Origin of the sequence: Ekhidna sp., from assembly GCF_964218185.1 — a bacterium.
Lineage (GTDB): Bacteria > Bacteroidota > Bacteroidia > Cytophagales > Cyclobacteriaceae > Ekhidna.
On sequence record NZ_CAXPLV010000008.1, the window covers coordinates 137,990 to 160,265 of the forward strand.

Genomic DNA, 22,276 nt, shown 5'->3' on the forward strand with positions numbered 1-22,276 from the left:
TGGGCAAATTGTATGTGATTCAACATAAAGACACAACACATGAAAAAGAATATAAGTATCAACATTGGCGGCATCATATTCCATATAGAAGAGGACGGATATGATAAACTCAAAAACTACCTCGATTCGGTCAATAAGTACTTTTCCTCTTTTGAAGACAGTAAAGAGATCATTGACGATATAGAAGGCCGAATTGCGGAAATCTTCCTTTCCAAACTCGACGATGGCAAACAGATTATCACCAAAGAAGATGTGAATGATTTGATCGCCACAATGGGAACAACCAAAGACTTTGAAGCTTCTATTGAAAGTGAACCGGAAGAAAAGCCTGAAGAGGAGCCAGAAAAAGACGAGAAAAAAGAAGAGGCTCCAAAAAGTGAATATGAAAAAGCTAAGCGACTATATCGAGACAATAAGCGCAAGGTAATCGGTGGGGTAGCTGCCGGCATTGCCAACTATTTTGGTATGGATCCGATTTGGGTTCGTCTGCTCATGCTGGCTTTCCTATTCAATATCTTCTTCTGGGGATTGAGTGGCTTCACTTTTCTTGCCTATATCATCCTATGGATAGCGGTACCTGCCAGCGACAAGTTGGATGATGACAAGGCAGTGAAAAAACTATTCCGAAGCACTGATGATCGTGTTCTGGGAGGTGTTTCAGGTGGTATCGCCTCTTATTTTGGTGTGGATGTAGTTGTGATCCGTGTAATTTTTGTAGTCTCCATTTTCCTAGGTGGTGCTGGTCTGCTAGTCTACCTGATCATGTGGATTATCACACCTGAAGCCAAGTCTATTACTGAGAAAATGCAGATGCAAGGAGAGCCTGTTACGATCTCAAACATTGAGGAGAACGTGAAAAAGAGCCTGAATGTAAAAGAAGGTGAAGAAAATGTCTTTGTGAAAATTCTTCTATTCCCATTCAGACTTGTGGCAATCATATTTAAGGCACTAGGTGAAATCCTGGGGCCACTTTTAAGGTTTGCAGTCGAGGCATTGCGAATCGCCTGTGGCGTATTCCTTGTATTCCTTGGCTTTGTATTGATGATTGCATTCACTATCTCATTAGCCGTTCTTTTAGGAGTAGGTGGAGCTATGGAAACCTGGGTTCACTTTGGAGACTTCCCAACACGTGAGCTATTCAGCTCAATGAGCACCATAGCAATGATATCTTCCTACATTGTAGGTCTGGTACCTTCTGTAGCCATCTTGCTTGTAGGTCTAATGATCATTCTGAAAAAGAAAGTAACGAGTGCCGTAGTTGCCTGGGGACTATTTGGAATATGGCTACTTGGCATGATAGGACTTGCGATATCTGTCCCTACTATCATACGAAACTACAGTGTGGAAAGTACCCATAAAGAGGAGCGTACTTTTGAAATTACTGAGGGGATAGCGGAGTTGAGACTCAATGAGCTCGATTGGGATAACTACAACAGTGTAGATCTTAAAATCAGAGGATATGAGGACACTACGGCTTTCTTGCTAGAGTTGGAAATCGACTCCAGAGGTAGCTCTCGAACCAATGCCCGTGAGAATGCCGAAGCGGTAGCATACAATGTAAAACAAGAGGGCAACATCATCTATTTTGATTCAGAAATTACTTTCGGTGATGCACCTTTTAGGTTTCAGGATGTATCTGCCACTTTTTATGTCCCTTATGGTAAGGTCTTCAAAATGGATTATGAGCTTAGGGAAATCCTGAGGAATACCCTATGGATTCACGATTATGATGCTGGAGACCTGGGTGATAACGAATGGGTGTTTGACAAAAGTGGCCTGAGATGTATTACCTGCTCTGACTCAAGCAGTAGTACTTATAAAAGGAAAAGTTATGGATCAGATAGTCAGGTGTATCAGTTTGAAGATTTTGATGAAGTACAATTGATCTCGCTTTTTGATTTTGAAATAATCAAAAGCGATTCCTATTCCGTGAGGTTGGAAGGTGATGATGAAGATCTGGATGAAGTATATCTGAGCCAAAATGGAGATGAACTGGAAATCAGATATGGCCGAAATAGCGACTGGTGGAAACGAAGAAAAAACAGGGATAAAGTACGTGTATTTATTGAAATGCCTGAGCTCCAGTATCTGAAGGCAACTGGCGCATGTGAAGGAGAAATAAGGAATTTCACAGATGATGATATTGAATTTGATATCCAAGGAGCATCAGAGGTTTGGGCTGATATTTCACCAAATTACCTGGAGGTAGACCTAACGGGTGCTTCTGAATTGATTTTGGTCGGAAGAGCAGAAAATTTGAAAGCGGAACTAAACGGAGCATCAGAGTTGGATGCTTTCAATTTTGAGGTGGACTATGCTGACATCAATGCGTCAGGAGCTTCTACGGTAAAAGTTTATGTAAGAAATGAATTGGAAGCGGATGCATCAGGTGCGAGCACGGTGAGGTATCGCGGAAATGCCCGAGTCTCTTCGGACAGCAACGGACTAAGCTCAATAAAAAAGGATTAAAAACATCTAAACTGGTCGCGAGTCAACTAACTGACTCTGTCATTTAGGTTTTGGTATCCCTCGCTTTTGGTCGGGCGAGGGATTTTTATTGTGGGTCCAGCGAATATGCCAATGGCTTCCCTCCAAACAAGACTTTAGTCTTTGCCCAGGTATCTTCAAAAAGCTCCGAGCGTCTGTATTTCTCCAGATCGTTCTCACTATCCCATTTACTGAATGTATAATAAACATGATCAAGCGATGCATCCTTACAAAGCTCAAGGTGATTGCACCCAGGAAAAGAAGCTATTTTCTCTTTTACAGTTTCAAACAAGCTCAAAAAATCATTCACTTTTTCAGGATCAAAATCCATCCGTACGATACGTATTAGCATAGCTTATCCATTGGAAAATTCAATAATAACCGGAGCATCCTCAGAGAGGCCAAGTAGCTCAGAAGCATTCCCCTTATTTATCCCTATCTGCAACTGGCCGGAAGAATTAAACAGCACAAAACAATCACCTGAGTCTACATCGCTAAAATAGCCGTGCGTACTTTGAAACTGCTCCCGACCGAACCTTATCAGATACCGAACTCCCGCTCCATTTATCTCCAAAATCTTATCAAACTCTGTCTTACTAATATTTGTGATCAAGTTTCCAAAGTGATCCACGCTCACCACATTTCCAGCTATCTCTCGCTTAGTCACCTTTAGCTGTCGGCCGTAAAGTTCGGTCATCTCACTGACCATCGTCCCCACATCCTTGAGTGACTTCCCATTGGCCAACTGCAGAGCTGTCTTTGCTAAAACATCCTTGGCAGGAAAGGTGGACTGCCCATTTTCCAACACGGCAATCTGATCCGGCCTTTTTTCTGAAATAAGGCTGAAAATCCCGGAATCAAACCCCACGAACAGGTGTCCATCCAATTCGATAGCAAGGGCCTTCGATTTTTCTTTCATAGAATCTACCGCAACAATGTGAACCGTTTTCTGAGGAAAATCCTTGTATACACTCCGGAGAACATTTGCGGCATGCGATATATCAAATGGCCGAATATTATGCGTAATATCCGCTATTGGCTGACTCGGAGATTCGGAGACAATGGCAGCCTTTACAGCAGCCACATAGTGATCCACCGTTCCAAAATCAGACATGAAGGTTATTAACGCCATTTGCGGGAATTACAGCTTACATTTGTTCTCACAAAGCTATAAATTTTACCTTCGAAGGATTAACAGAAATATCTATTGCTGGAAAAAATTATTACACTCGAAAATGTTTCGCTGGTTGATTTCCTTGGGATTGAAAATCAGAACATAAAAACCATTGCTACAGCGTTCCCAGATAGCAAAATTGTGAGCCGTGGCAATGAAATCAGAATTAAAGGATCCGCTCCGCAAATTCTCAAAATCAATGAAATCCTGAATTCTCTGCTAGCCCACTACCATGAGTATGGAAAAGTGACTGCCGAAAATGTAAAGGATTTTGTAGATAATGAAGAAAATACCATCCAGGCGGGTGGCAATTCTGCTGTTCTTGTGCATGGCACACGTGGCACACGAATCGTCCCAAAGACGGTTAATCAAAAGAAGCTAGTTGCTGCTGTAGAGAAGAATGATCTGGTATTCGCAATCGGTCCGGCAGGAACAGGTAAAACATACATTTCTGTAGCGCTTGCTGTCAAGGCACTGAAAAATAAAGAGGTCAAAAAAATTATCATCACTCGACCGGCCGTTGAGGCTGGTGAAAATCTGGGGTTTTTGCCCGGTGACCTCAAGGAGAAGATTGATCCGTACCTGAGACCGATTTATGATGCCCTGAGCGATATGATCCCTGCGGAAAAGCTGAGATACTATAAGGAAAATGGGATCGTGGAGATTGCCCCTCTGGCATACATGAGAGGACGTACACTCAATGATGCCTATGTGCTACTGGATGAGGCGCAAAACACCACTCCTATGCAGATCAAAATGTTTTTGACGAGGATGGGACCACAGTCCAAGGTGATCATTACCGGTGATCAGTCTCAAATTGACCTGCCGAAGAAACAGATTTCGGGACTTATCGAGACCATGAAGGTGCTGAAAGATGTCAAGGGAATCGGCTTTGTGCACCTGGATGATCGCGATGTGGTGCGACATAAGCTGGTGAAAGCAATCATAAAAGCATATAATAAGTATGACGTTCAGGGTGATACCAGCGACAAGTGAGGAGCTGAAAAAGAAATCATTTATAATTCGTGAGGAGGTCTTTGTGGTGGAGCAAAAGGTGGCAGCACATGAGGAATTTGATGAATTTGAAGATGAGTCTCATCACTTTGTAGCCCTGGATGAAAACGACAACCCCATAGGATCTGCACGCTGGAGGTATACCGAAAAAGGCATTAAGCTGGAGCGATTTACCGCCAAGAAAACCATGCGTGGCATGGGTCTGGGTACCGCCATCGTAAAAGCCGTGATGGAAGACATAGAACAGAAAGCTGAGAAAGGCACCTACCTCTACATGCACGCTCAGCTACCTGCCGTGCCGCTTTACCTCAAGTTTGGCTTCCAGACCAAAGGCGACCAGTTTGATGAGTGTGGAATTATGCATTATTTGATGTGGAGAAATTTGTAATACCGCTTTTTGCATTTTAAAGAAATGATTGCCATCTTTATTATGCAACGGTATGTATTTCTGGAACACATATCCTTTTGTGCGACTTACCATCGCATTAATCTTTGGTATCGCCTGTTTTGATCACTTCCCATCTCTTTGGGCAAATCCATTCTTAAAACTAGGCATCCTCATTCTACTCCTAGTTTCTTCGGTAATAAGCTCTCACAAGTTTGGATTTTATAAACTGAGAAGGCTAAATGGTTCCCTTGCTCTACTTATTATATTTTTTCTTGGAGGCTTCTATGTTAAAAACTCTTATCATAGTTATGAAAGCAGTCATTACCTAAACAACCATGAAGCTATCAAGGGATTTTCAGGAACGATCACCAGTCCAGTAAATGAAAGAACCAACCACTTCAGGTATGACTTTGAATTGGATCAGCTTGTCACAAATTCTGATTCCATTATCAAGTCTTCGGGGAAGGTTCATCTCTATATAAGGAAAGATTCTCTTGCTGAACCTTTAAACTATGGGGATCACCTCCATGTTCTTGGTAGATTTTATACTGTTCCTGGTCCTGACAATCCCAGTGAGTTCAACTACAAAAAGTATTTGGAAAGACAGGCAATCTATAGTCATGCTTTCGTCAAGTCAGAACATGTACAAGTAGCTTTCAATAATCCTCCTAGTCGATTCCTAAAATGGGCTTACCAGATTAGGGAGAAAGCTTCAGAAATCATTGACAAAAACATACCTACTCCGCGGGAAAATGGGATAGCCAAAGCGTTGCTGCTAGGTATCAAAGATCACCTGGACAATGATATCAAAAAGGCCTATTCTTCGGCTGGCGCGATGCATGTGCTGGCTGTGTCCGGCTTGCATGTCGGAATTATTTATTTACTCATCCAATTGGTTTTTGGAAAATTAAGACAATCAGGAAAATGGGGAAAGCGGCTCTTTGGAGTCATCAGTGTAACCATCATTTGGACATATGCAACAGTTACTGGGCTTAGTCCGTCGGTGTTAAGGGCCGCAACCATGTTTTCATTGGTGGCCATAAGTCAGGCATCTGCACGTGAAGGTAACATATACAATACCTTAGGTTTCGCTGCTTTTGTTCTTCTTTTATTTGATCCATATCTCATCTATTCCGTAGGTTTTCAGCTGTCATTTGCTGCCGTCATCGGGATTGTATACCTCCAGCCAAAGCTTTACAGATTGCTAGATTTTAAAAATTTAATTTTAGATAAAGCGTGGGCCATAACTTGCGTTTCAATCGCAGCACAGCTGGCTACATTCCCACTCTCTGCTTACTATTTCCATCAATTTCCCACTTACTTTCTGGTTTCTAACCTTGTTGTAATCCCAGCTTCATTTCTAATGCTGGTGGTTGGCGTCTCCATGCTTTTAATTGATCCAGTTTTCTCAATTATTGGTGAGGGGGTTGGTTATGTATTACATAAGTTCATGTGGCTTATCAATGAAGTAATCAGCTATGTGCATATACTTCCAGTAAGCCTTATTGAGTGGATTTACTTGGATCAGGCGGGGCTAATCCTGACTTACATGATCGTCCTTACATTTATTGCCGGACTTCATTATCGATCTTTCAAAACACTGGTAATTTCTACCTTTTTAGGAGTCCTCTTTATAGGGTGGATTACTTTTTCCAATGAGCAGCAATCTAGAAGGAATGAATTAGTGTTCTATGAAATATCAGAAAAGATGGCCATTGATCATATTGATGGACATCAGGCCAAACTTTACCTGGATAATTATGACCCTTCAGAACTGGAGCTTCTTTCGTTTCAAATCAACCCTCATCGGCTTTCTTCTCACCTCGCACCAATCAGTAAATCAATAAATACATTAGCAGAAAAGCAAAAGGAATCAATTGATGCTGTGAATTTTATACAAGTAGCCGGAAAGCGGATCATCGTTTTTGATTCAACAACATTTCATTTGGAATTCAAACAGCCGATCGAATCTGATTACATCCTCATTAACAATCAGGCTATCAAAAGCATGAAATGGCTGACGGAAAACTTTAATACCAATTTGGTGATCATCAGTAATCAAAATTCTAATTTCTATTCAAAAAGGATGAAGAGTCAGGCTAAAGAATTAGGGATGAGCATTCATTCGTTAAAGGAAGATGGGGCGTTGGTGATTCCTTTAAATAAAAGCATAAAAAAAGAGCGGACAATTCAGTCCGCTCTGTTCACCACCAATCCCGACTAGCATCGGGAAAAAACTTACTACCGCCTAGTAGTATCACAAATGTATATACAGATGGCTATCTGCCAAACATTATTCTGAAAAAAAAACAGACTATTTTTAATAAAATCACCACTTAAGGATGGCTCCCGCAAAGGTTAGTCCACCACCAAATCCAATAAGCAGCAATGTATCTCCCTTCTTAATTTTTCCATTCCTCTCAGCCTTGGCTATAGCCAATGGAATAGAGGCTGAGGATGTATTCCCAAACTCTGTAACACTCTCAGGTATACGATCCATAGGATAGTTCAAATCCTTCGCAATAGCTTCAATTATACGAAGATTGGCACTGTGCGGAACTATATAATCAATATCATCAAGTGTCAGTCCTGCTTTTTCCGCCAGCTCCCGAACTTTATTTGGAATATTGCCGACCGCCCATTTAAATACCGACCGCCCATTCTGAACGATCTTACTGTTCGGATTGATCCCTACACCATTGATGCTATTTTTCTTGTGGCTGAGGTAAAGGTCATGCCCCAAATCTCCATTTGTTCCAGAATTGAACGCCATAAAATGCTCCTGCTCATCTGGCTCCACCAAAGCAGCTCCTGCACCATCACCAAAGAGGATACAAGAGGTACGATCTTCCATGTCTGTAATTTTGGTCAGTGTTTCTGCTCCTATTACCAATACTTTTTTGTAAACCCCTGAATTCACAAATCCATGTGCCATTTGGAGTCCATAGACAAAGCCCGCACACGCAGCATAAATGTCATTGCACCCCGCATTTTTAATTCCCAGCTTGTACTGCACGCGAGATGCGGCGTTGGGCATGGGCTGATCAGGTGAAGTGGTGCACACCACGATGAAATCAACATCACTTACATCTTTGCCACTATTAGCCATCAGATTTTCCACTGCTTTTACGGAAAGGTCGCTGGTGTACTCTCCATCTTTGGAAAAGCGTCGGGTTTTAATTCCTGTCCTGGAAGTTATCCATTCATCATTGGTGTCAATGATTTCTTCGAAATAATGATTGTCTACGATTCTTTCAGGCACATAAGTGCCAAATGCGGTAATTTTTGACATAACAAATACGGGGGATTTAGGTTTGAAAAAGATTAATCTTTTGGGATTGTTGTCTATTTCAAAAGCAAGTTGAGGTAGAGGGAATTGAAATCCAAAGAAGCTACTTGTTTTCTTTTAGTAATTTTTCAACCTCTTGCAATTCATCCCTAAGTCTTGCTGCCTCCATGAAGTCAAGATCCCTGGCAGCCTTTTCCATCTTGCGTCGGGTTTCACCAGCAAGCTTGGTCAATTGACCCTTTGACATGTAGGAGACAACAGGATCGGCAGCCAGCGAATGCTCTTCTTCCATGTAGTATTTTTTGGCTCCTTTTTTCTTGTCAGCCACACCAGTCTGTCTCAGTATTTCTTCCTTGTTCTTCTTCAGAGAAATCGGTGTGATGCCGTGCTTTTCATTGTATTCCATCTGGATACTCCTACGCCTGTTGGTCTCATCTATCGCCAATTTCATAGAGCCCGTTACCTTATCGGCATACATAATCACCTTCCCCCTATCATTTCGGGCTGCCCGACCGATGGTCTGCACCAGTGACCGTTCGTTTCTTAAGTAACCCTCTTTATCTGCATCCAGAATAGCCACGAGCGATACCTCTGGCAAATCGAGACCTTCTCTTAGAAGATTTACTCCCACCAAAACATCGAAGATCCCAAGACGCAACTCACGTAAAATTTCTACACGATCCAGTGTATCCACTTCTGAGTGAATGTATCGGGTTTTAACTCCAGCATTTAAAAGATATTTGGTTAGCTCTTCAGCCATCCGTTTGGTCAGTGTAGTCACCAATACTCGATCTTCCAGTTCTATTCGCTGCTGAATCTCCTCCATCAAATCATCAATTTGATTCTGGCTTGGACGGACATCTATCACCGGGTCTAGTAGACCAGTAGGGCGGATAAGCTGTTCTATGATCACTCCCTCTGATTTCCTTAGTTCGTAATCCGCTGGTGTGGCGCTTACAAACACGACCTGATTAAGCATATCTTCAAATTCATTGAAAGTCAGCGGACGATTGTCCATCGCCGATGGCAACCTGAAACCGTAATCAACAAGGTTTACTTTTCGAGCTCTGTCTCCTCCCCACATTCCACGAACCTGGGGCACTGTAACATGACTTTCGTCAATGACCATGAGAAAATCATCAGGAAAATAATCCAGTAAGCAGAATGGACGACTTCCCGGGTTCCTTCTATCAAAGTATCTTGAATAATTTTCAACACCGGAGCAGTAGCCAATCTCCCTGATCATCTCCAGATCAAATTCAGTACGTTCCTTTAGCCTTTTCGCTTCTAGAAACCTTCTTTCATCCTCAAAAAACTGCACCTGCTCCACCATATCGTCCTGAATCTCTTTGATGGCCACCTGCAACTGATCCTTTCCCGTAACGAAAAGATTGGCTGGAAAAATGGTCACAATTCGTTCATCTGATTGCTTCTCCCCTGTTACTGGGTCTACTCTTTGAATAGATTCTATTTCATCGCCCCAGAAAATAAATCGGTAAGCAAAATCAGCATAGGCGACAAAGACATCAACCGTATCTCCCTTTACTCGAAAGGTTCCTCTTTTAAATTCTGCTTCCGTACGACTGTATAGAATATCCACCAGATCGAACAAAAACTTATTTCTGGGAATGGAGTCTCCTTCCTGAATCCGAATCACATTTTTGCCAAACTCCTCCGGGTTTCCGATACCATATATACATGAAACCGACGCTACCACTATCACATCCCTCCTACCAGAAAGAAGAGCTGATGTGGCACTCAAACGCAATTTTTCTATCTCATCGTTGATGGAAAGATCTTTCTCTATATAAACATTACTCGTAGGAAGGTATGCTTCCGGCTGATAGTAATCGTAATAAGAGATGAAATACTCGACTGCATTTTCCGGGAAGAATCGCTTAAACTCACCATAGAGTTGAGCTGCAAGTGTTTTATTATGGCTGAGGACAAGAGTAGGTCTCTGTACCTGGGCAATTACATTTGCAATGGTGAAAGTCTTACCAGAACCGGTAACTCCGAGCAGCGTCTGGGCAGGCTCTCCATTCTGGACTCCCTCCACCAATTGCTTGATCGCTTCAGGCTGATCGCCTGTAGGGCTATATTCAGATGTGAGTTTAAAATCCATTAACTAGCTGCTCCAGATTTCCCATGATTTTTCTGCCTGGAGCTCCAACATCTCCAATCCATTTTTAGTTTTGGCACCATTCAATTCCCCTTGCTTCATAAAAGCAGTTTGATCAGGATTGTAGATAAGATCATAGAGATAACACCCCTTTGTCAAACGCTTGTATGGCAGATCAGGCAAGGAATCATTGTTAGGAAACATCCCCAATGGAGTGGTGTTTATAATCAGCATAAACCTGCTTAAGATGTCAGGGTTGCTTTTTAGTTGATCGTAGGTGTAGTCGCCCCCCTTACTCGTTCTGCTCACTTGATTGTATGGAATATTGAGATCGGACAATGCTGCTTGAATTGCTTTGGATGCACCTCCTGATCCAAGAATAAGAGCTTCGCCTTTAAACTTACCAACCCAACCCTCTAGCGACTCTCGAAACGCCATATAATCTGTATTGTAACCGACGAGCTTACCACCTTGCTTGTGAATCACATTCGCAGCACCTACTTTAATGGAGCTCGTGTCAAGCTTGTCCAAATATTGGATTACCTTCTCCTTGTGCGGAACAGTCACATTTACACCTTGAAGTGTTGGATTCTTTAACCATAAGGCAGGAAATTCATTCAGGAATTCCATTTCAAAGAGATCGTAGGAATGATCTTTCAGTCCCAATTTTTTAAACTTCTTTTGAAAAAAATCCTGGGAATAACTGTGACCAACAGGGTATCCGATTAATCCGTACTTTTTCATGCGAAGGATAAAGTTACCTTGAAATTATTCTTTTGATTTTCCAAAACGCTCCAACATCACAACAATTATACTTCCTGCCACACAAAACAAAATGGCTAGCACGAATTGACTGGGTTGACCGGAAAGATTAGCGTAATCAGCAGGCAATAAATTTTTGAACGATTCACCAGCCACTTCTTTCCATGGCCATATTTTATTGAGTGACCCCAACATAAAACCGGCCAAAGCTGCCATTGTGATGTCTTTATATTTCTGTAACAGCCAGTGAATAAATTTTGAAAAAGAAAGCAAACCAACAACACATCCCAAACCAAAAACAACAATCACCACAAGGTTAAATGACTTCACGGCCTCAAGGACATATTCGTACTTTGCGAGTAGAATAAGAATAAATGACCCGGAGATGCCTGGCAAAATCATGGCACAAATGGCAATTGCTCCTGCTATAAACACAAACCATAAATGATCAGGGCTGGAGGTAGGGCTAAGTGATGTAATCAGGTAAGCAATGCCAGCTCCTAGCACTCCGAAAAGACAGGTTTTCCAATTGATCACTTTGGGGAAAACAAAAAAAGTAGAAGCTAGAATTAGCCCAAAAAAGAATGACCATAAGATGATTGGCTGATTCTCCAGCAGGTAACTAATAGCCTTAGCAAGGGTGAAGATACTTATTAGCACCCCGGAAAAAACACTGACTAGAAAAGCTCCATTTATATGACTCCAAAAGTCTTTGAACTGCCCCCTCAAAACGTACCTGAGTGCAGTATTATCCACCGACTTAATCGAATTGATCAGCTCTTCATAAATTCCTGTGATAATTGCAATGGTACCGCCTGAAACTCCCGGGATTACATCTGCACTACCCATAGCGAGTCCTTTCAATAAGAGTCGAAAGTTTATCATAGTGCGAACTTAATCACTTCACGTGAGTAACCACCCACACCTATTTCACAACCGGGATTTTATTAAAGTATCTTATAGGAAGTGGCTGAATGTATCCCCTCTCAGCCCTAGCCTAATTGTTTCAAGAGGGATTACTTCATTTGGAGCAATGTTTCCAAGGTTTACATTTGGCCCACTAAGCTTGATAAACCAAACTTGCTGAGCCTTTTGAGGAGCTTCCCAAAGAATTTTTTCTGAAGGTATTTTAGTTAGAATTTCTTCCACAAGACCTTGTCTCACCTCACCAGAATCACGGAAAAGGCCTACATTCCCACTCTCACGAGCTTCACCGATCACCTTCCATGCACCAGCCTCCAATTCAGTTTGCATTTGCTCTATCCATTTATATGGAGGGATGATTTTTGCAGCATCCTTCGATCCTACCTCACTAAGTACGGTCACTTGCTTTGCCAAAGTGCTGATGTACTCACACTTTATATCATGATCCATCTCAATAGACCCATCTGAAACCTCAGCGTACTCAAGACCAAACTCATCCAACACCTTCTGGTAGTCTGCAAACTGATCTCTGACAACAAATGCTTCAAACAATGTACCTCCAAAATAACATGGAATGCCAGCTTCTTTATAGAGAGCTATCTTTTCCTTCAGCTTTGGATACACAAAAGATGTAGCCCAGCCAAACTTTATAATATCTATGTAATCGCCGCTTGATTCGATTAAATCCTCAACCTCCCGTAAACTGAGGCCCTTATCCATCACCATGGTGTAGCCTTCATTTCTAGGTTTTGCAGTTCTTTCTGGGAGGTTATTTAAATGATAATTCATGAATGCTTGAGAGGTCTTTTTAAAAACAAGCCCCAAAAATCACAAATTATCCTTAGACGGCAAAGATTATTTGTTGTCCTGACGGAATTGATCAATAATTCTGTACAAAGCTTTTTGAGTAGGTAGGTTTGGAAAGAAATCGAAAAGCACCTCATGCCCTTCGAAATCAAGCATTAATGCAGTCTCTAGTCTATTGATTGCATTTTTATAGCTTCCAGATCCAATCAGATAGACCACTCCTCGATAATACATTTCTGCATTGTCAGGACACTCGTCTAGCCCAGTTTCAAGAACGGATATAGCCTGGGTATAATCTCCTTGCTCATAATATACCATGGACCAATCCAGCCAAATCCTCGGATCATCAGCATCCATTTCGCTGGCCTCACGATAGGCCTCCAAAGATGAAACCAGATTTCCGGTCTTGTATTCAGCGTCAGCTACTGCTTTCCAATAATTCACATTTTCAGAATCCAGTTTTAGAGCCTTATTGAGAAAATGGATTGCTTCGTACCACTTGTCTTGCAGGGCCAAGCATACTCCCACTCCATACCATGCCTCGTGATACATCTGATCCAGCTTGGTTGCTTTTTGATAGTATTTTATCGCCAGCTCCAATTGCTGAAGTTTTTCATATGCAGCACCTATGTGGCAGTATGTCTCAGGAGAAGCACCTTCCTGATCGTATGTTTTGAGGTAGGCTGCAAGCGCTCTATCAAACTTGCCTAGATTCATAAGGGCATTACCCATATTGAACCAAGCACTGCTAAATTCTTCGTCAATGGCGGTGGCATATTCATAAGCGTCTACCGCCTCTTCAAACTTGCTGAGCTTGTTGTAGACTATACCGAGATTGTACCAGGCATATTCAGAATAGGGATCCTGATCGATAAATTTTTGATAATAAGATAAACTGCTCTCCAGCTCTCCGGAAACATCCAAACAATAGGCAAGCTCATACAGTGCATTTTCATTTAGCATATTTATCTCAATGGCCATTTTATATTGCTTCGCAGCTTCCTTGTACTTGCCCATTCCTTGGTATGCCATCCCTATGCTAAAATACACTTCATCCTTCTCCTCTACATTCATTAATGCTGCCTCATAAGCTTCTACTGCTTCTTCAAACTCTGATAGCAGACAGTGAATTGCACCCTTTTGAAGTAGAAGTTCCGGATCGTTTGGTTGGATATTGAGCGTCTCTTCGAGCAAATCAATCGCATCATCAGATTTTTCCATTTTCACCAGCACATCAGATTTTTCAATCGTGATATCAATGGAAAAAGGGAATTGTTCTAGCGCAATATTGGCAGCTTTCAACGCTTGATTCAGTTTGTCATTCACACTGTAATAGCAAATGATCTGAATCATAGCTTCCTCATCAAAGAAATGATTCTCCCTGTTTTTAAGGAATGCTTCAAACTTTCTGATCAACTCTCTCTCTTCCTTGCGTTTATGTTCCTCTGCCATGCTAAAAGATTAAATTTCGGTGGTAATGATTAAAGGAATTTACTCGAAATTGGTCCTAAATTCCTCAGGAAATCGACGAAAAAGTTTTCCACATCCTACTGTAGAAGGTGATTTTTCAATTGATTTTCTTTAATTGATTTTTGTACTTCTTTTGATTTTAGTCCTTTGGCTAGAAATTCAAGATGACTGTATCTATGCAAATCCGAACCAAGAAAATCTACCATTTCTCTTTGTAATAATTGCTTCCCCAGCTTTTGAGGAATGGAGCCATAATAACCCCCAATCGACCCCAGCGTAACCTGCAACATCACACCCATACTTTTGAGTTCCTCTAGCCACTCCATTCTACCTTCTAAAAACTGATAACGCTCTGGGTGTGCTAATACAGGCTGATATCCTTTGGTTTTAAGATCAAACAAAACTGATTCAAAAAATGCAGGCTTGTTTATAAACGAAGATTCTACCAAAACATATTTGTCACCAAATGAAAGGATTGTATCGTCTGCTTTTACTTTTTTCATGAAAGCATCATCCACATAGTATTCAGCGGCTACCTCCATCTCCATTTCAAAATCCAAACTGGACACTGCCGCTTGCAGCTTTTCGAATCCATCCATAATGATTTGAGGAGTATTGGGATACCTAGGGTGAATATGTGGAGTGGTGATGACTTTCTTAAAACCAAGCTTCACCAACTCACGAAGCATCTCTATACTTTGCTCAATTGATTGCGAGCCATCATCAATATTATGAATAAGGTGCGAATGAATATCAACTTCCAGAGGAGCAAAGCTCTTCTTCCCAAAAAATCCCATTAGAACAGGTTTTTAATACTTGAGGCTACTTTTTTAGCTTTAGAAGATTCGTCTTCAGTATAATAACCGTAACCATAGCCATAACCATATCCATAACCAGGAGTAGAGTCTATTGAGTTCAGGATGGTAGTCATACTTGAAAATTGCCCTGTAGCTTTCAGATCATTCAACACTTTAACGAAGCTTCTTTTTGAATAATCAGCTCTTACAATGTACAGCTGTATATCACAATGTTTCATCACCAGCCTACCGTCTGTTACTAACCCAACCGGTGGTGTATCAAGTATCACCACATCATAACTCTTTTTCAACGTAGACAACAACTCGATAAACTCAGGCTGCAAAAGTAGCTCTGATGGATTTGGCGGTGTAGGGCCAGCCGACACAAAGTCCAGCCTTTCTATTTCTGTTTTTTGAACACTTCCTTTTACCGTACTTTTCCCCGACAAGATGGTACTCACACCATCCGAGCCGCTAGCTGCACCAAACGCGAGGTGTACCTTAGGTTTCCTCATGTCAATATCGACAACACAGACTTTTTGGCCTGTCATGGCCATGATTGCTCCCAAATTCGCTGCAACAAACGTTTTACCTTCTCCTGAAATAGTTGAGGTGACACTTATAGACTTTGAACCTTCCTTCGAATGAATGAAATCCATATTGGTTCGAATCGTCCTGAGAGCCTCACTCAAAGAGCTTTTGGAATCTCGTTTTACCACCAATGAAGTATGGTTTAGCGACTCATTTTTATAATGAGGGATCGCTCCTAACACTGGTACATTTACCAGTTTTTCAAGCTCGCGAACACCTGCAACTTTATTATGGGCAAGGTATCTAATCAACAAAAACACCACACTGATGATCACACCAATCATGAATGCCGCCCCCATAATTAGTGCTTTTTGAGGCTTAACAGAACTCTGAGGTAAAGACGCAGGTGAAAGAATCACATTTTTTGTTACCGTGCCTGCCCTGGTAATCTCCAACTCCATTTTGGATGTTTGAAGGGTGAGCATAAACTCCTCCTGTATGTCATAAAGCCTTCTATTCTTTCCATATTCTGTTCCCATGGAAGGCATCTGGGTGAGATTACTTTCTAATAGGTTTCGCCTTCTCACTACTTGAGAAACACGATCAGATAAAGACTGATCATAGGAATCAAGTAATTCTTCAAGCAGATTCTTAGATTTTTCCAGTTGAATATCTAATTGCTCAATTACATATGAAGACTCGTTATATGATGAAAGTTTTAATTCGCGCTGCTGTTGGAGCTCAGAATATTCCGTTATCGACTCGCCTAGCATTTTTGGTAGTTGCTCCAAAAGAAGAGGATTTACGGCAATGGCACCCTTCTCACTGACTTGTTTTCTTATAACCTTTAGGTCACCAACATTTTTTCTAAGTTGGTATCGCTGAGAATCCAGGGCGGCCAGTTGCTCAATCGTACGATTCAAATCGTCATTTAGGTTTGTAGTTCTGTTTTGAATCGTGAATTGCTCAAAATAATTTTCATACTGTGAGAGTTTTGCCTCAGTGCTTTCTATCTGTTCATTCAGAAACTCAATCTTCTGTTCAATAGCCAAATTTTTGACCTCTTTCGTGTAATCGAGGTATAAAGAATCAATTAAATCAACCAGATCTCGAGCCTTATACTTATTAAAGTCAGAAAAGGAAATCTTGATTGTTTTTGCATTGAAATTTTCAGGCAGCACCTGAAGGTTGGTTTGCAATGAATTAATCAGAGCATCTTTGCTACTTATGATGAAGAAATACTTACTATCATCTTCCGGGTTGAAATAGCTAGTCCGCTCAACCAACAAATTGAAGTTTTCGGTTTTAATCTCTTCAGCAAAAGAGTAATCTTTCTCAACCGTTCGCCCATTCACCTGATAACTAAGACTGAAAGAATCTTCAGCTCCAAACTGAATGTCAAATGGAATGTCGTAATAGTTAGGGTTGTGAATTTTGTATGACACAATAAAGGGCGAATTTCGATATCGCTCGTCTGTCAGGTACCTCCCATAAACATGGTAAGAAACGTCTATTTTGGCTGCCTCTACTACTCTGGATAAAAACAACTTGGACTTGATCAATTCAATCTCACCCGAAATCTCATTTCGCTCCTGATTGTTGACCACATCCGCAATCCCTAAAACATTTGCTTCACTTTCAAACTCAAGCTTAATGATCGATTCAGAGTTGTAAACTGGCTTTGTGTATCGAACGTAAACGTAGGCGAGAGCTGTGGTGAATATCACAAACCCAATCATCCAGAACTTGCTACGCTTCAGCACATACCAAAATCGCTCTAAGTCAAATGATTCTAAGAAATCATTCTCGGTATCCATTTTTTTTTGTGGTGAGTGATTGTTTTCCATTACAGGTTCTGAACTACAACTACTAAGGTAAGTACACTAGATAAGAGACTTAGCGCAGGAGAAACGTCTCTCAAAGTCTCCAGCCACGGCCTTCTCCAAGGCTCCACATATATGATATCCCCGGGAGCCACGAGCATGTTTGTAGATTTCATACCGCTGATCGTCCCCAGATTTATTTGATAAACATTGTCTCCTCTGATGAGTTTTATGTTTTGAGCTTTGGCTCCAAGATCAAGCCCTTCTGCTGCGGCCAGCACTTCCACAATGCTTGTATTCTCATTGGGAAGTGGCACTACCTTTCCTCCGGGTGCTCCCAATACAAAAACCCTACGATTGGTTATTCTAAGTTTCACAAATGACCCTTTATAAACAGCATCAAATTTTTCTGCCACTGCAAGCTCAGCTTCAAAAAGTGTCATGCCTGCCAGATTCATAGCCCCAATCATTGGAAAAATGATAGAACCATCCACCTGAATCACATATTGAAATCGATCTTTAAATTGCTGCTGCTGCTGAGCGGGGTTAGTCACCATTTCCAGATTTGGATCGATCAGTCTTTCACCTTCATTGGTAAAGACATCCAACAGCAAAGCATCGTTGGGTCTGAGCTTATAATTACTTTCCAACTCTCCAGTAGCATTAGATAAATCTTCCTCAGTGAAGTTTTTATCGAGCTTAAACATGATATCCTGCTTATAGGCTTTGCAGCTACTTAAAACAGCGATTAAAACAATTAATACTAAACGGTTCACAGATAAGTGTTTATAAGTCGTAAAAATAGAAGAAATAATCTATGAAGGCTTGATGATTCGATGTATAACTTGATCATATGCACGAATGACTATTTCCTCATCAAAAGTCTCCTCTACTAACTTACGAGAATTGGCCGCCATCTGCTCTCTCTCATCCTTATTTAGTGATAGAAATAGCTTTATCTTATCTACCATGCTTTTAGCATTTTGCACCTCGAAGAGGAATCCGTTATAACCATCCCTTACAACCTCTTTACAGCCCGGCACATCAGAGGCCAGCAGTGGTTTGCCCAATGCAGCCCCTTCCAATAAAGTTCGAGAGGTACCTTCCCTATATGAGGGAAGTACTACTGCATCGTGTTCATTTATGACATCTATGATTTTATCCGAATGAGACCTGTAGCTTAGCCATCCTTTTTCAATCCAAGAGTCCAGCTCTTTTCTTTCAATAGACCTGGTATGCCCATCATCAAATTTCCCAATTAAAGTAAAATCCACTCGCTCATCATCCTTAAAATAAGAGGCAGCCTCAGCATACTCCCGCACACCTTTTTCGACTATCAACCTTGAAATCATCAGAAACCTTACTTGATCTCTAGTTTCAATTGGCCCTGGTTTAAAGTGGGCTAGATCAATACCCGAGCCTGGAATGATATTCACTTTTTCATCATCAACCTTTATCATGGATGTGAACAGATTGCGATCATCCAAATTCTGAAAAAAAATGTGACCGCTGTATTTAAAAGCAATTCGATATAGCATCATAGCCATTTTACCGGCTATACCTTCCACAAGAAAAACTGTTCCCAATCCACTAACATTACAAATTACAGGCACTGATGAAAATTTGCCTGCTAGCGATGAGTAGATGTTTGACTTAATAGTAAATGTGAGCGCGATATCCGGCTTCTCATGTTTGAAATGCTTCAAAAGCCTTCTCATATACTTCAAATCCTTCACAGGATTGGATCCGGTGCTGTCAAGAGGTGTATTTATCCATGTCAGCCCCCACCCTACAATCTTGGATGTGTACTTATCTTCTGGAGCCAATACGATTACATCATCTCCTTTCGAAAGAAAGTGATGAACGAGACCTTTACGAAAATTGTAGATATTCCAGCACGTATTGGCAACAAACGCAATCTTCACTGTGTAAACTCTTTGTGTAGCAAACTTTTGTAAGCTATGGTTTATTAGCAAACTTTGCGACAAATTATGATCGAAACTGCAAAAAAGAATGAACGAGGTATTCTCGTAGCTGTTGGCTCCAAGTCTGAATCGGAGGAGCGAATGGAGGAGATGATGGATGAGCTGGAATTTCTATCTCAGACCCTTCAGATTGATATTTTAGGAAAAATCACTCAGCGTCTAGAGCACCCTGACACAAAAACTTTTGTAGGCAAAGGCAAGCTTGAAGAAATCAACTCGATCTGTAAAATGGACAAAATCGATGTAGTGGTTTTTGATGATGACCTTACACCATCGCAGCTAAGAAACCTGGAGCGAGAATTGAAAGTAAAGATTTATGATCGAAGCTTATTGATTCTTGACATCTTCTTAAAGCGCGCCAAAACAGCCCAAGCCAAAACACAAGTAGAGCTAGCGCGGTATCAATATTTACTACCTCGTCTTACCAGAATGTGGACTCACCTGGAAAGGCAAAGAGGGGGTACCGGAACCAGAGGTGGTGCAGGTGAAAAAGAAATCGAAACGGATAGAAGGATCATACGCGATCAGATCAACGTATTGAAAAAGAAGCTTGAAAAGATCGAAAAGCAATCAAATACGCAACGCAAATCACGCAGCGGAATTGTAAGGGTTGCATTGGTTGGATATACAAATGCAGGTAAATCAACTCTGATGAATCTTTTGAGTAAGGAGAAGATCTATGCAAAAGACGAACTCTTTGCAACGGTGGATTCAACTGTAAGAAAAGTGGTGCTTAATCACATTCCTTTTCTCCTTTCTGATACAGTAGGATTTATAAGAAAACTTCCACATTCTTTGATAGAATCATTCAAGTCTACTCTAGCCGAGGTAATGGAAGCGGATATTTTACTACACGTAATAGATGCTTCTAACCCATCTCATGACGATCACATTAAGGTAGTAGATGAAACACTAGCTGAAATTGGCGCCAATGATATCACAACAGTAAAAGTTTTTAACAAGATTGATAAAACGGATCAGCCGGTTCCAAACAATGGCAAAGGACTTTCGATTCAAATAAGTGCTAAATCGGGTCAGGGAATCCCCGAACTCAAAGAGCTTCTTTTTCAGGAAGTAAAGAAAGTACACATGAAAATATACCCACATTTCATGCAGCACGAGACATATTAAAGAATTTCTGACAAAATGACCTGTTTGTAAAATTCTGGAAGTCAAATGAACATTTGGAAAGAAATTTGAATTGAGGACTCCAAAAAAGGAGGTTTTATGGGAAAACTTGCTTTAGGATTATCGATTATCATTTTTATAGGAGCAGTTCTATTTCTCGCAATCATGACTTCAACTGGCATGATTGAGTCTAAAGATTTCAAACAGTTGAAAAAAATAGTAGTGCCTTCTAGTGACAGAAGGTTTAAAAAATCGAAAGAGGATCAAATACACTTATAGCTTCCTATCGCTAAATCATATTTTCTATTTTTGCTCTTTGGCCTCTTAGTTCAAGGGATAGAATAGGCGTTTCCTAAACGCTTGATCCAGGTTCGAGTCCTGGAGAGGCTACTTTCCCCTCAATCACAAGCTATTTCGAGCTATTCCTAGCTCTCACATTGGGCTTTCATTTCTGAAACTTTTCTCATAATCAATTACGTTTTCTCATTTTGAGAAAAAAATAAAAAAATCTAATTTTTATAACTATTTGATATTCAGTGATTTGTGTTTCTATATGCCCGATGGCATGGCCTTGGCAACTAAGGTTGGCAGGAATAAAATGTAAAACACTTAAAATTTAATATCATGAAAAAGTTAAGAATAACATCGAAATTATTAGGAATTGCGCTTTTAGCAGGCCTATTCGCATGTGGAGACGGAGGTTCAGAAGTGACTTCTAATGGTAAAGCAAGCATCTCCATGACTGATGCAGCAGTAGATGCTGAGAATGTGAGCAAAGTAATGCTATCTGTAAGTGAGGTTCAGGCAACTGCAAACGGACAGTCAAGAACAGTAGCTACTTTCAGCTCTCCAAAACAATTTAATTTGATGGCATATCAAAATGGTGAAACCTATTTCTTAGGTGAAGGAGACCTTGAAGCCGGATCATATTCAGACCTTAGATTCATTCTTTCTGGCGAATCTGATTCATATGTAGAGATGAAAGATGGTTCTACTAAAGAGCTAATCATTGAAAACGCAACTACAACTGGTTATCAGGTTAGCGGCGCATTTGATATTGCCGCAAACAGCACTACTAATCTTGTGGCAGACGTAGACTTGAGAAAAGCACTTGTTGCTCAATCTCAATCAGCATCTGAGACTTCATTTAAATTGAGATCTACAGCAAGACTTGTTGTGTCTGACTTGACTGGTGAAATCAAAGGTACTGTTGACGGTGAAATGGATGCATCAAGAAGATATGTGGTATATGCTTATTCTAAAGGTTCATTCTCTGCTTCTGAAGAAGCTGAGCCTGCAGAAGGAAGAACTAGGTATGAAGGATCTATCAACTCTGCAGTAGTAGCAAATGATGGGTCATATACTCTAGCATTTATGGAGGAAGGTGACTATGAAATTATCGTAGCTTCTTACTCTAACCAAGATAATGATGCAGACCTTGAGTTTGAAGGAAGAGTGTCTTCAGATCTAATGATAAACGGTTCATTATTCAATACAGTAAGCGTTACTTCAAACACTTCTGTTACAGCTAACATTATGCTGAAATAAGAATAAATTTCATAGGGGGCAGTTTTT

The 22,276-nt window shown here is 40.9% G+C and carries 18 protein-coding genes and 1 tRNA gene; 7 read left to right on the plus strand and 12 right to left on the minus strand.

Annotated features, from left to right (window positions below):
- Positions 1 to 39 precede the first annotated feature (39 nt).
- Positions 40 to 2,469 carry a PspC domain-containing protein gene (locus tag ACEQZT_RS13285; RefSeq protein WP_370089935.1) on the plus strand — a complete coding sequence of 810 codons (2,430 nt, stop codon included), beginning with the start codon at positions 40 to 42 and terminating at the stop codon, positions 2,467 to 2,469.
- Positions 2,470 to 2,554: 85 nt separating this feature from the next.
- On the opposite strand, the gene ACEQZT_RS13290 is transcribed toward ACEQZT_RS13285, so the two are convergent.
- Complete coding sequence (locus ACEQZT_RS13290) at positions 2,555 to 2,839, minus strand: putative quinol monooxygenase (RefSeq protein ID WP_370089936.1); 285 nt, start codon at positions 2,837 to 2,839, stop codon at positions 2,555 to 2,557.
- 3 nt (positions 2,840 to 2,842) lie between these two features.
- Positions 2,843 to 3,619, minus strand: a complete 777-nt coding sequence (locus ACEQZT_RS13295; RefSeq protein ID WP_370089937.1) for an S-adenosyl-l-methionine hydroxide adenosyltransferase family protein — start codon at positions 3,617 to 3,619, stop codon at positions 2,843 to 2,845.
- 75 nt (positions 3,620 to 3,694) lie between these two features.
- Between ACEQZT_RS13295 and ACEQZT_RS13300 the strand changes: the two genes are divergently transcribed.
- The 3 genes from ACEQZT_RS13300 to ACEQZT_RS13310 are packed head-to-tail and all read left to right on the plus strand — an operon-like array spanning position 3,695 to position 7,287.
- Positions 3,695 to 4,657 carry a PhoH family protein gene (locus ACEQZT_RS13300; RefSeq protein WP_370089938.1) on the plus strand — a complete coding sequence of 321 codons (963 nt, stop codon included), beginning with the start codon at positions 3,695 to 3,697 and terminating at the stop codon, positions 4,655 to 4,657.
- Positions 4,638 to 5,063: a GNAT family N-acetyltransferase gene (locus ACEQZT_RS13305; protein ID WP_370089939.1), complete on the plus strand. Its 426-nt coding sequence runs from the start codon at positions 4,638 to 4,640 to the stop codon at positions 5,061 to 5,063. The genes ACEQZT_RS13300 and ACEQZT_RS13305 overlap by 20 nt, the downstream gene beginning before the upstream one ends.
- Before the next feature lie 52 nt (positions 5,064 to 5,115).
- Complete coding sequence (locus ACEQZT_RS13310) at positions 5,116 to 7,287, plus strand: ComEC/Rec2 family competence protein (protein WP_370089940.1); 2,172 nt, start codon at positions 5,116 to 5,118, stop codon at positions 7,285 to 7,287.
- A 105-nt stretch (positions 7,288 to 7,392) separates the two neighbouring features.
- Here the strand turns inward: ACEQZT_RS13310 and ACEQZT_RS13315 are convergent, their stop codons facing one another.
- The 10 genes from ACEQZT_RS13315 to ACEQZT_RS13360 form a co-directional block, all read right to left on the minus strand.
- Entirely contained in the window at positions 7,393 to 8,355 is a 963-nt protein-coding gene (locus ACEQZT_RS13315; RefSeq protein WP_370089941.1) for a ketoacyl-ACP synthase III, read from the minus strand.
- Positions 8,356 to 8,455: 100 nt separating this feature from the next.
- Positions 8,456 to 10,477 (minus strand): excinuclease ABC subunit UvrB, encoded by a 2,022-nt coding sequence (gene uvrB / locus ACEQZT_RS13320; RefSeq protein WP_370089942.1) that lies wholly within the window; start codon positions 10,475 to 10,477, stop codon positions 8,456 to 8,458.
- A 3-nt stretch (positions 10,478 to 10,480) separates the two neighbouring features.
- Positions 10,481 to 11,218, minus strand: coding sequence for a shikimate dehydrogenase (aroE, locus tag ACEQZT_RS13325; RefSeq protein ID WP_370089943.1), 738 nt, complete (start codon positions 11,216 to 11,218; stop codon positions 10,481 to 10,483).
- Between the two features lie 24 nt (positions 11,219 to 11,242).
- Positions 11,243 to 12,121: a DUF368 domain-containing protein gene (locus ACEQZT_RS13330; RefSeq protein WP_370089944.1), complete on the minus strand. Its 879-nt coding sequence runs from the start codon at positions 12,119 to 12,121 to the stop codon at positions 11,243 to 11,245.
- A gap of 72 nt (positions 12,122 to 12,193) precedes the next feature.
- Positions 12,194 to 12,949, minus strand: coding sequence for a phosphosulfolactate synthase (locus ACEQZT_RS13335; protein ID WP_370089945.1), 756 nt, complete (start codon positions 12,947 to 12,949; stop codon positions 12,194 to 12,196).
- Between the two features lie 66 nt (positions 12,950 to 13,015).
- On the minus strand, positions 13,016 to 14,419 hold the full coding sequence (locus ACEQZT_RS13340) for a tetratricopeptide repeat protein (RefSeq protein ID WP_370089946.1): 1,404 nt from the start codon (positions 14,417 to 14,419) through the stop codon (positions 13,016 to 13,018).
- Positions 14,420 to 14,514: 95 nt separating this feature from the next.
- Positions 14,515 to 15,234 (minus strand): tyrosine-protein phosphatase, encoded by a 720-nt coding sequence (locus ACEQZT_RS13345; protein WP_370089947.1) that lies wholly within the window; start codon positions 15,232 to 15,234, stop codon positions 14,515 to 14,517.
- On the minus strand, positions 15,234 to 17,582 hold the full coding sequence (locus ACEQZT_RS13350) for a GumC family protein (protein WP_370089948.1): 2,349 nt from the start codon (positions 17,580 to 17,582) through the stop codon (positions 15,234 to 15,236). Before ACEQZT_RS13350 ends, ACEQZT_RS13345 begins: the two co-directional genes overlap by 1 nt.
- Before the next feature lie 29 nt (positions 17,583 to 17,611).
- Positions 17,612 to 18,364 (minus strand): polysaccharide biosynthesis/export family protein, encoded by a 753-nt coding sequence (locus ACEQZT_RS13355; protein ID WP_370089949.1) that lies wholly within the window; start codon positions 18,362 to 18,364, stop codon positions 17,612 to 17,614.
- Between the two features lie 39 nt (positions 18,365 to 18,403).
- Entirely contained in the window at positions 18,404 to 19,513 is a 1,110-nt protein-coding gene (locus ACEQZT_RS13360) for a glycosyltransferase family 4 protein (RefSeq protein ID WP_370089950.1), read from the minus strand.
- Positions 19,514 to 19,579: 66 nt separating this feature from the next.
- Here ACEQZT_RS13360 and hflX point away from each other — a divergent pair, with 66 nt between their 5' ends.
- From hflX to ACEQZT_RS13375, 3 genes are all read left to right on the plus strand, one after another.
- Positions 19,580 to 20,704 (plus strand): GTPase HflX, encoded by a 1,125-nt coding sequence (gene hflX / locus ACEQZT_RS13365; RefSeq protein WP_370089951.1) that lies wholly within the window; start codon positions 19,580 to 19,582, stop codon positions 20,702 to 20,704.
- A gap of 315 nt (positions 20,705 to 21,019) precedes the next feature.
- Positions 21,020 to 21,091, plus strand: a tRNA-Arg gene (locus tag ACEQZT_RS13370).
- A 234-nt stretch (positions 21,092 to 21,325) separates the two neighbouring features.
- Positions 21,326 to 22,249 (plus strand): DUF4382 domain-containing protein, encoded by a 924-nt coding sequence (locus tag ACEQZT_RS13375; protein WP_370089952.1) that lies wholly within the window; start codon positions 21,326 to 21,328, stop codon positions 22,247 to 22,249.
- Positions 22,250 to 22,276: the final 27 nt, after the last annotated feature.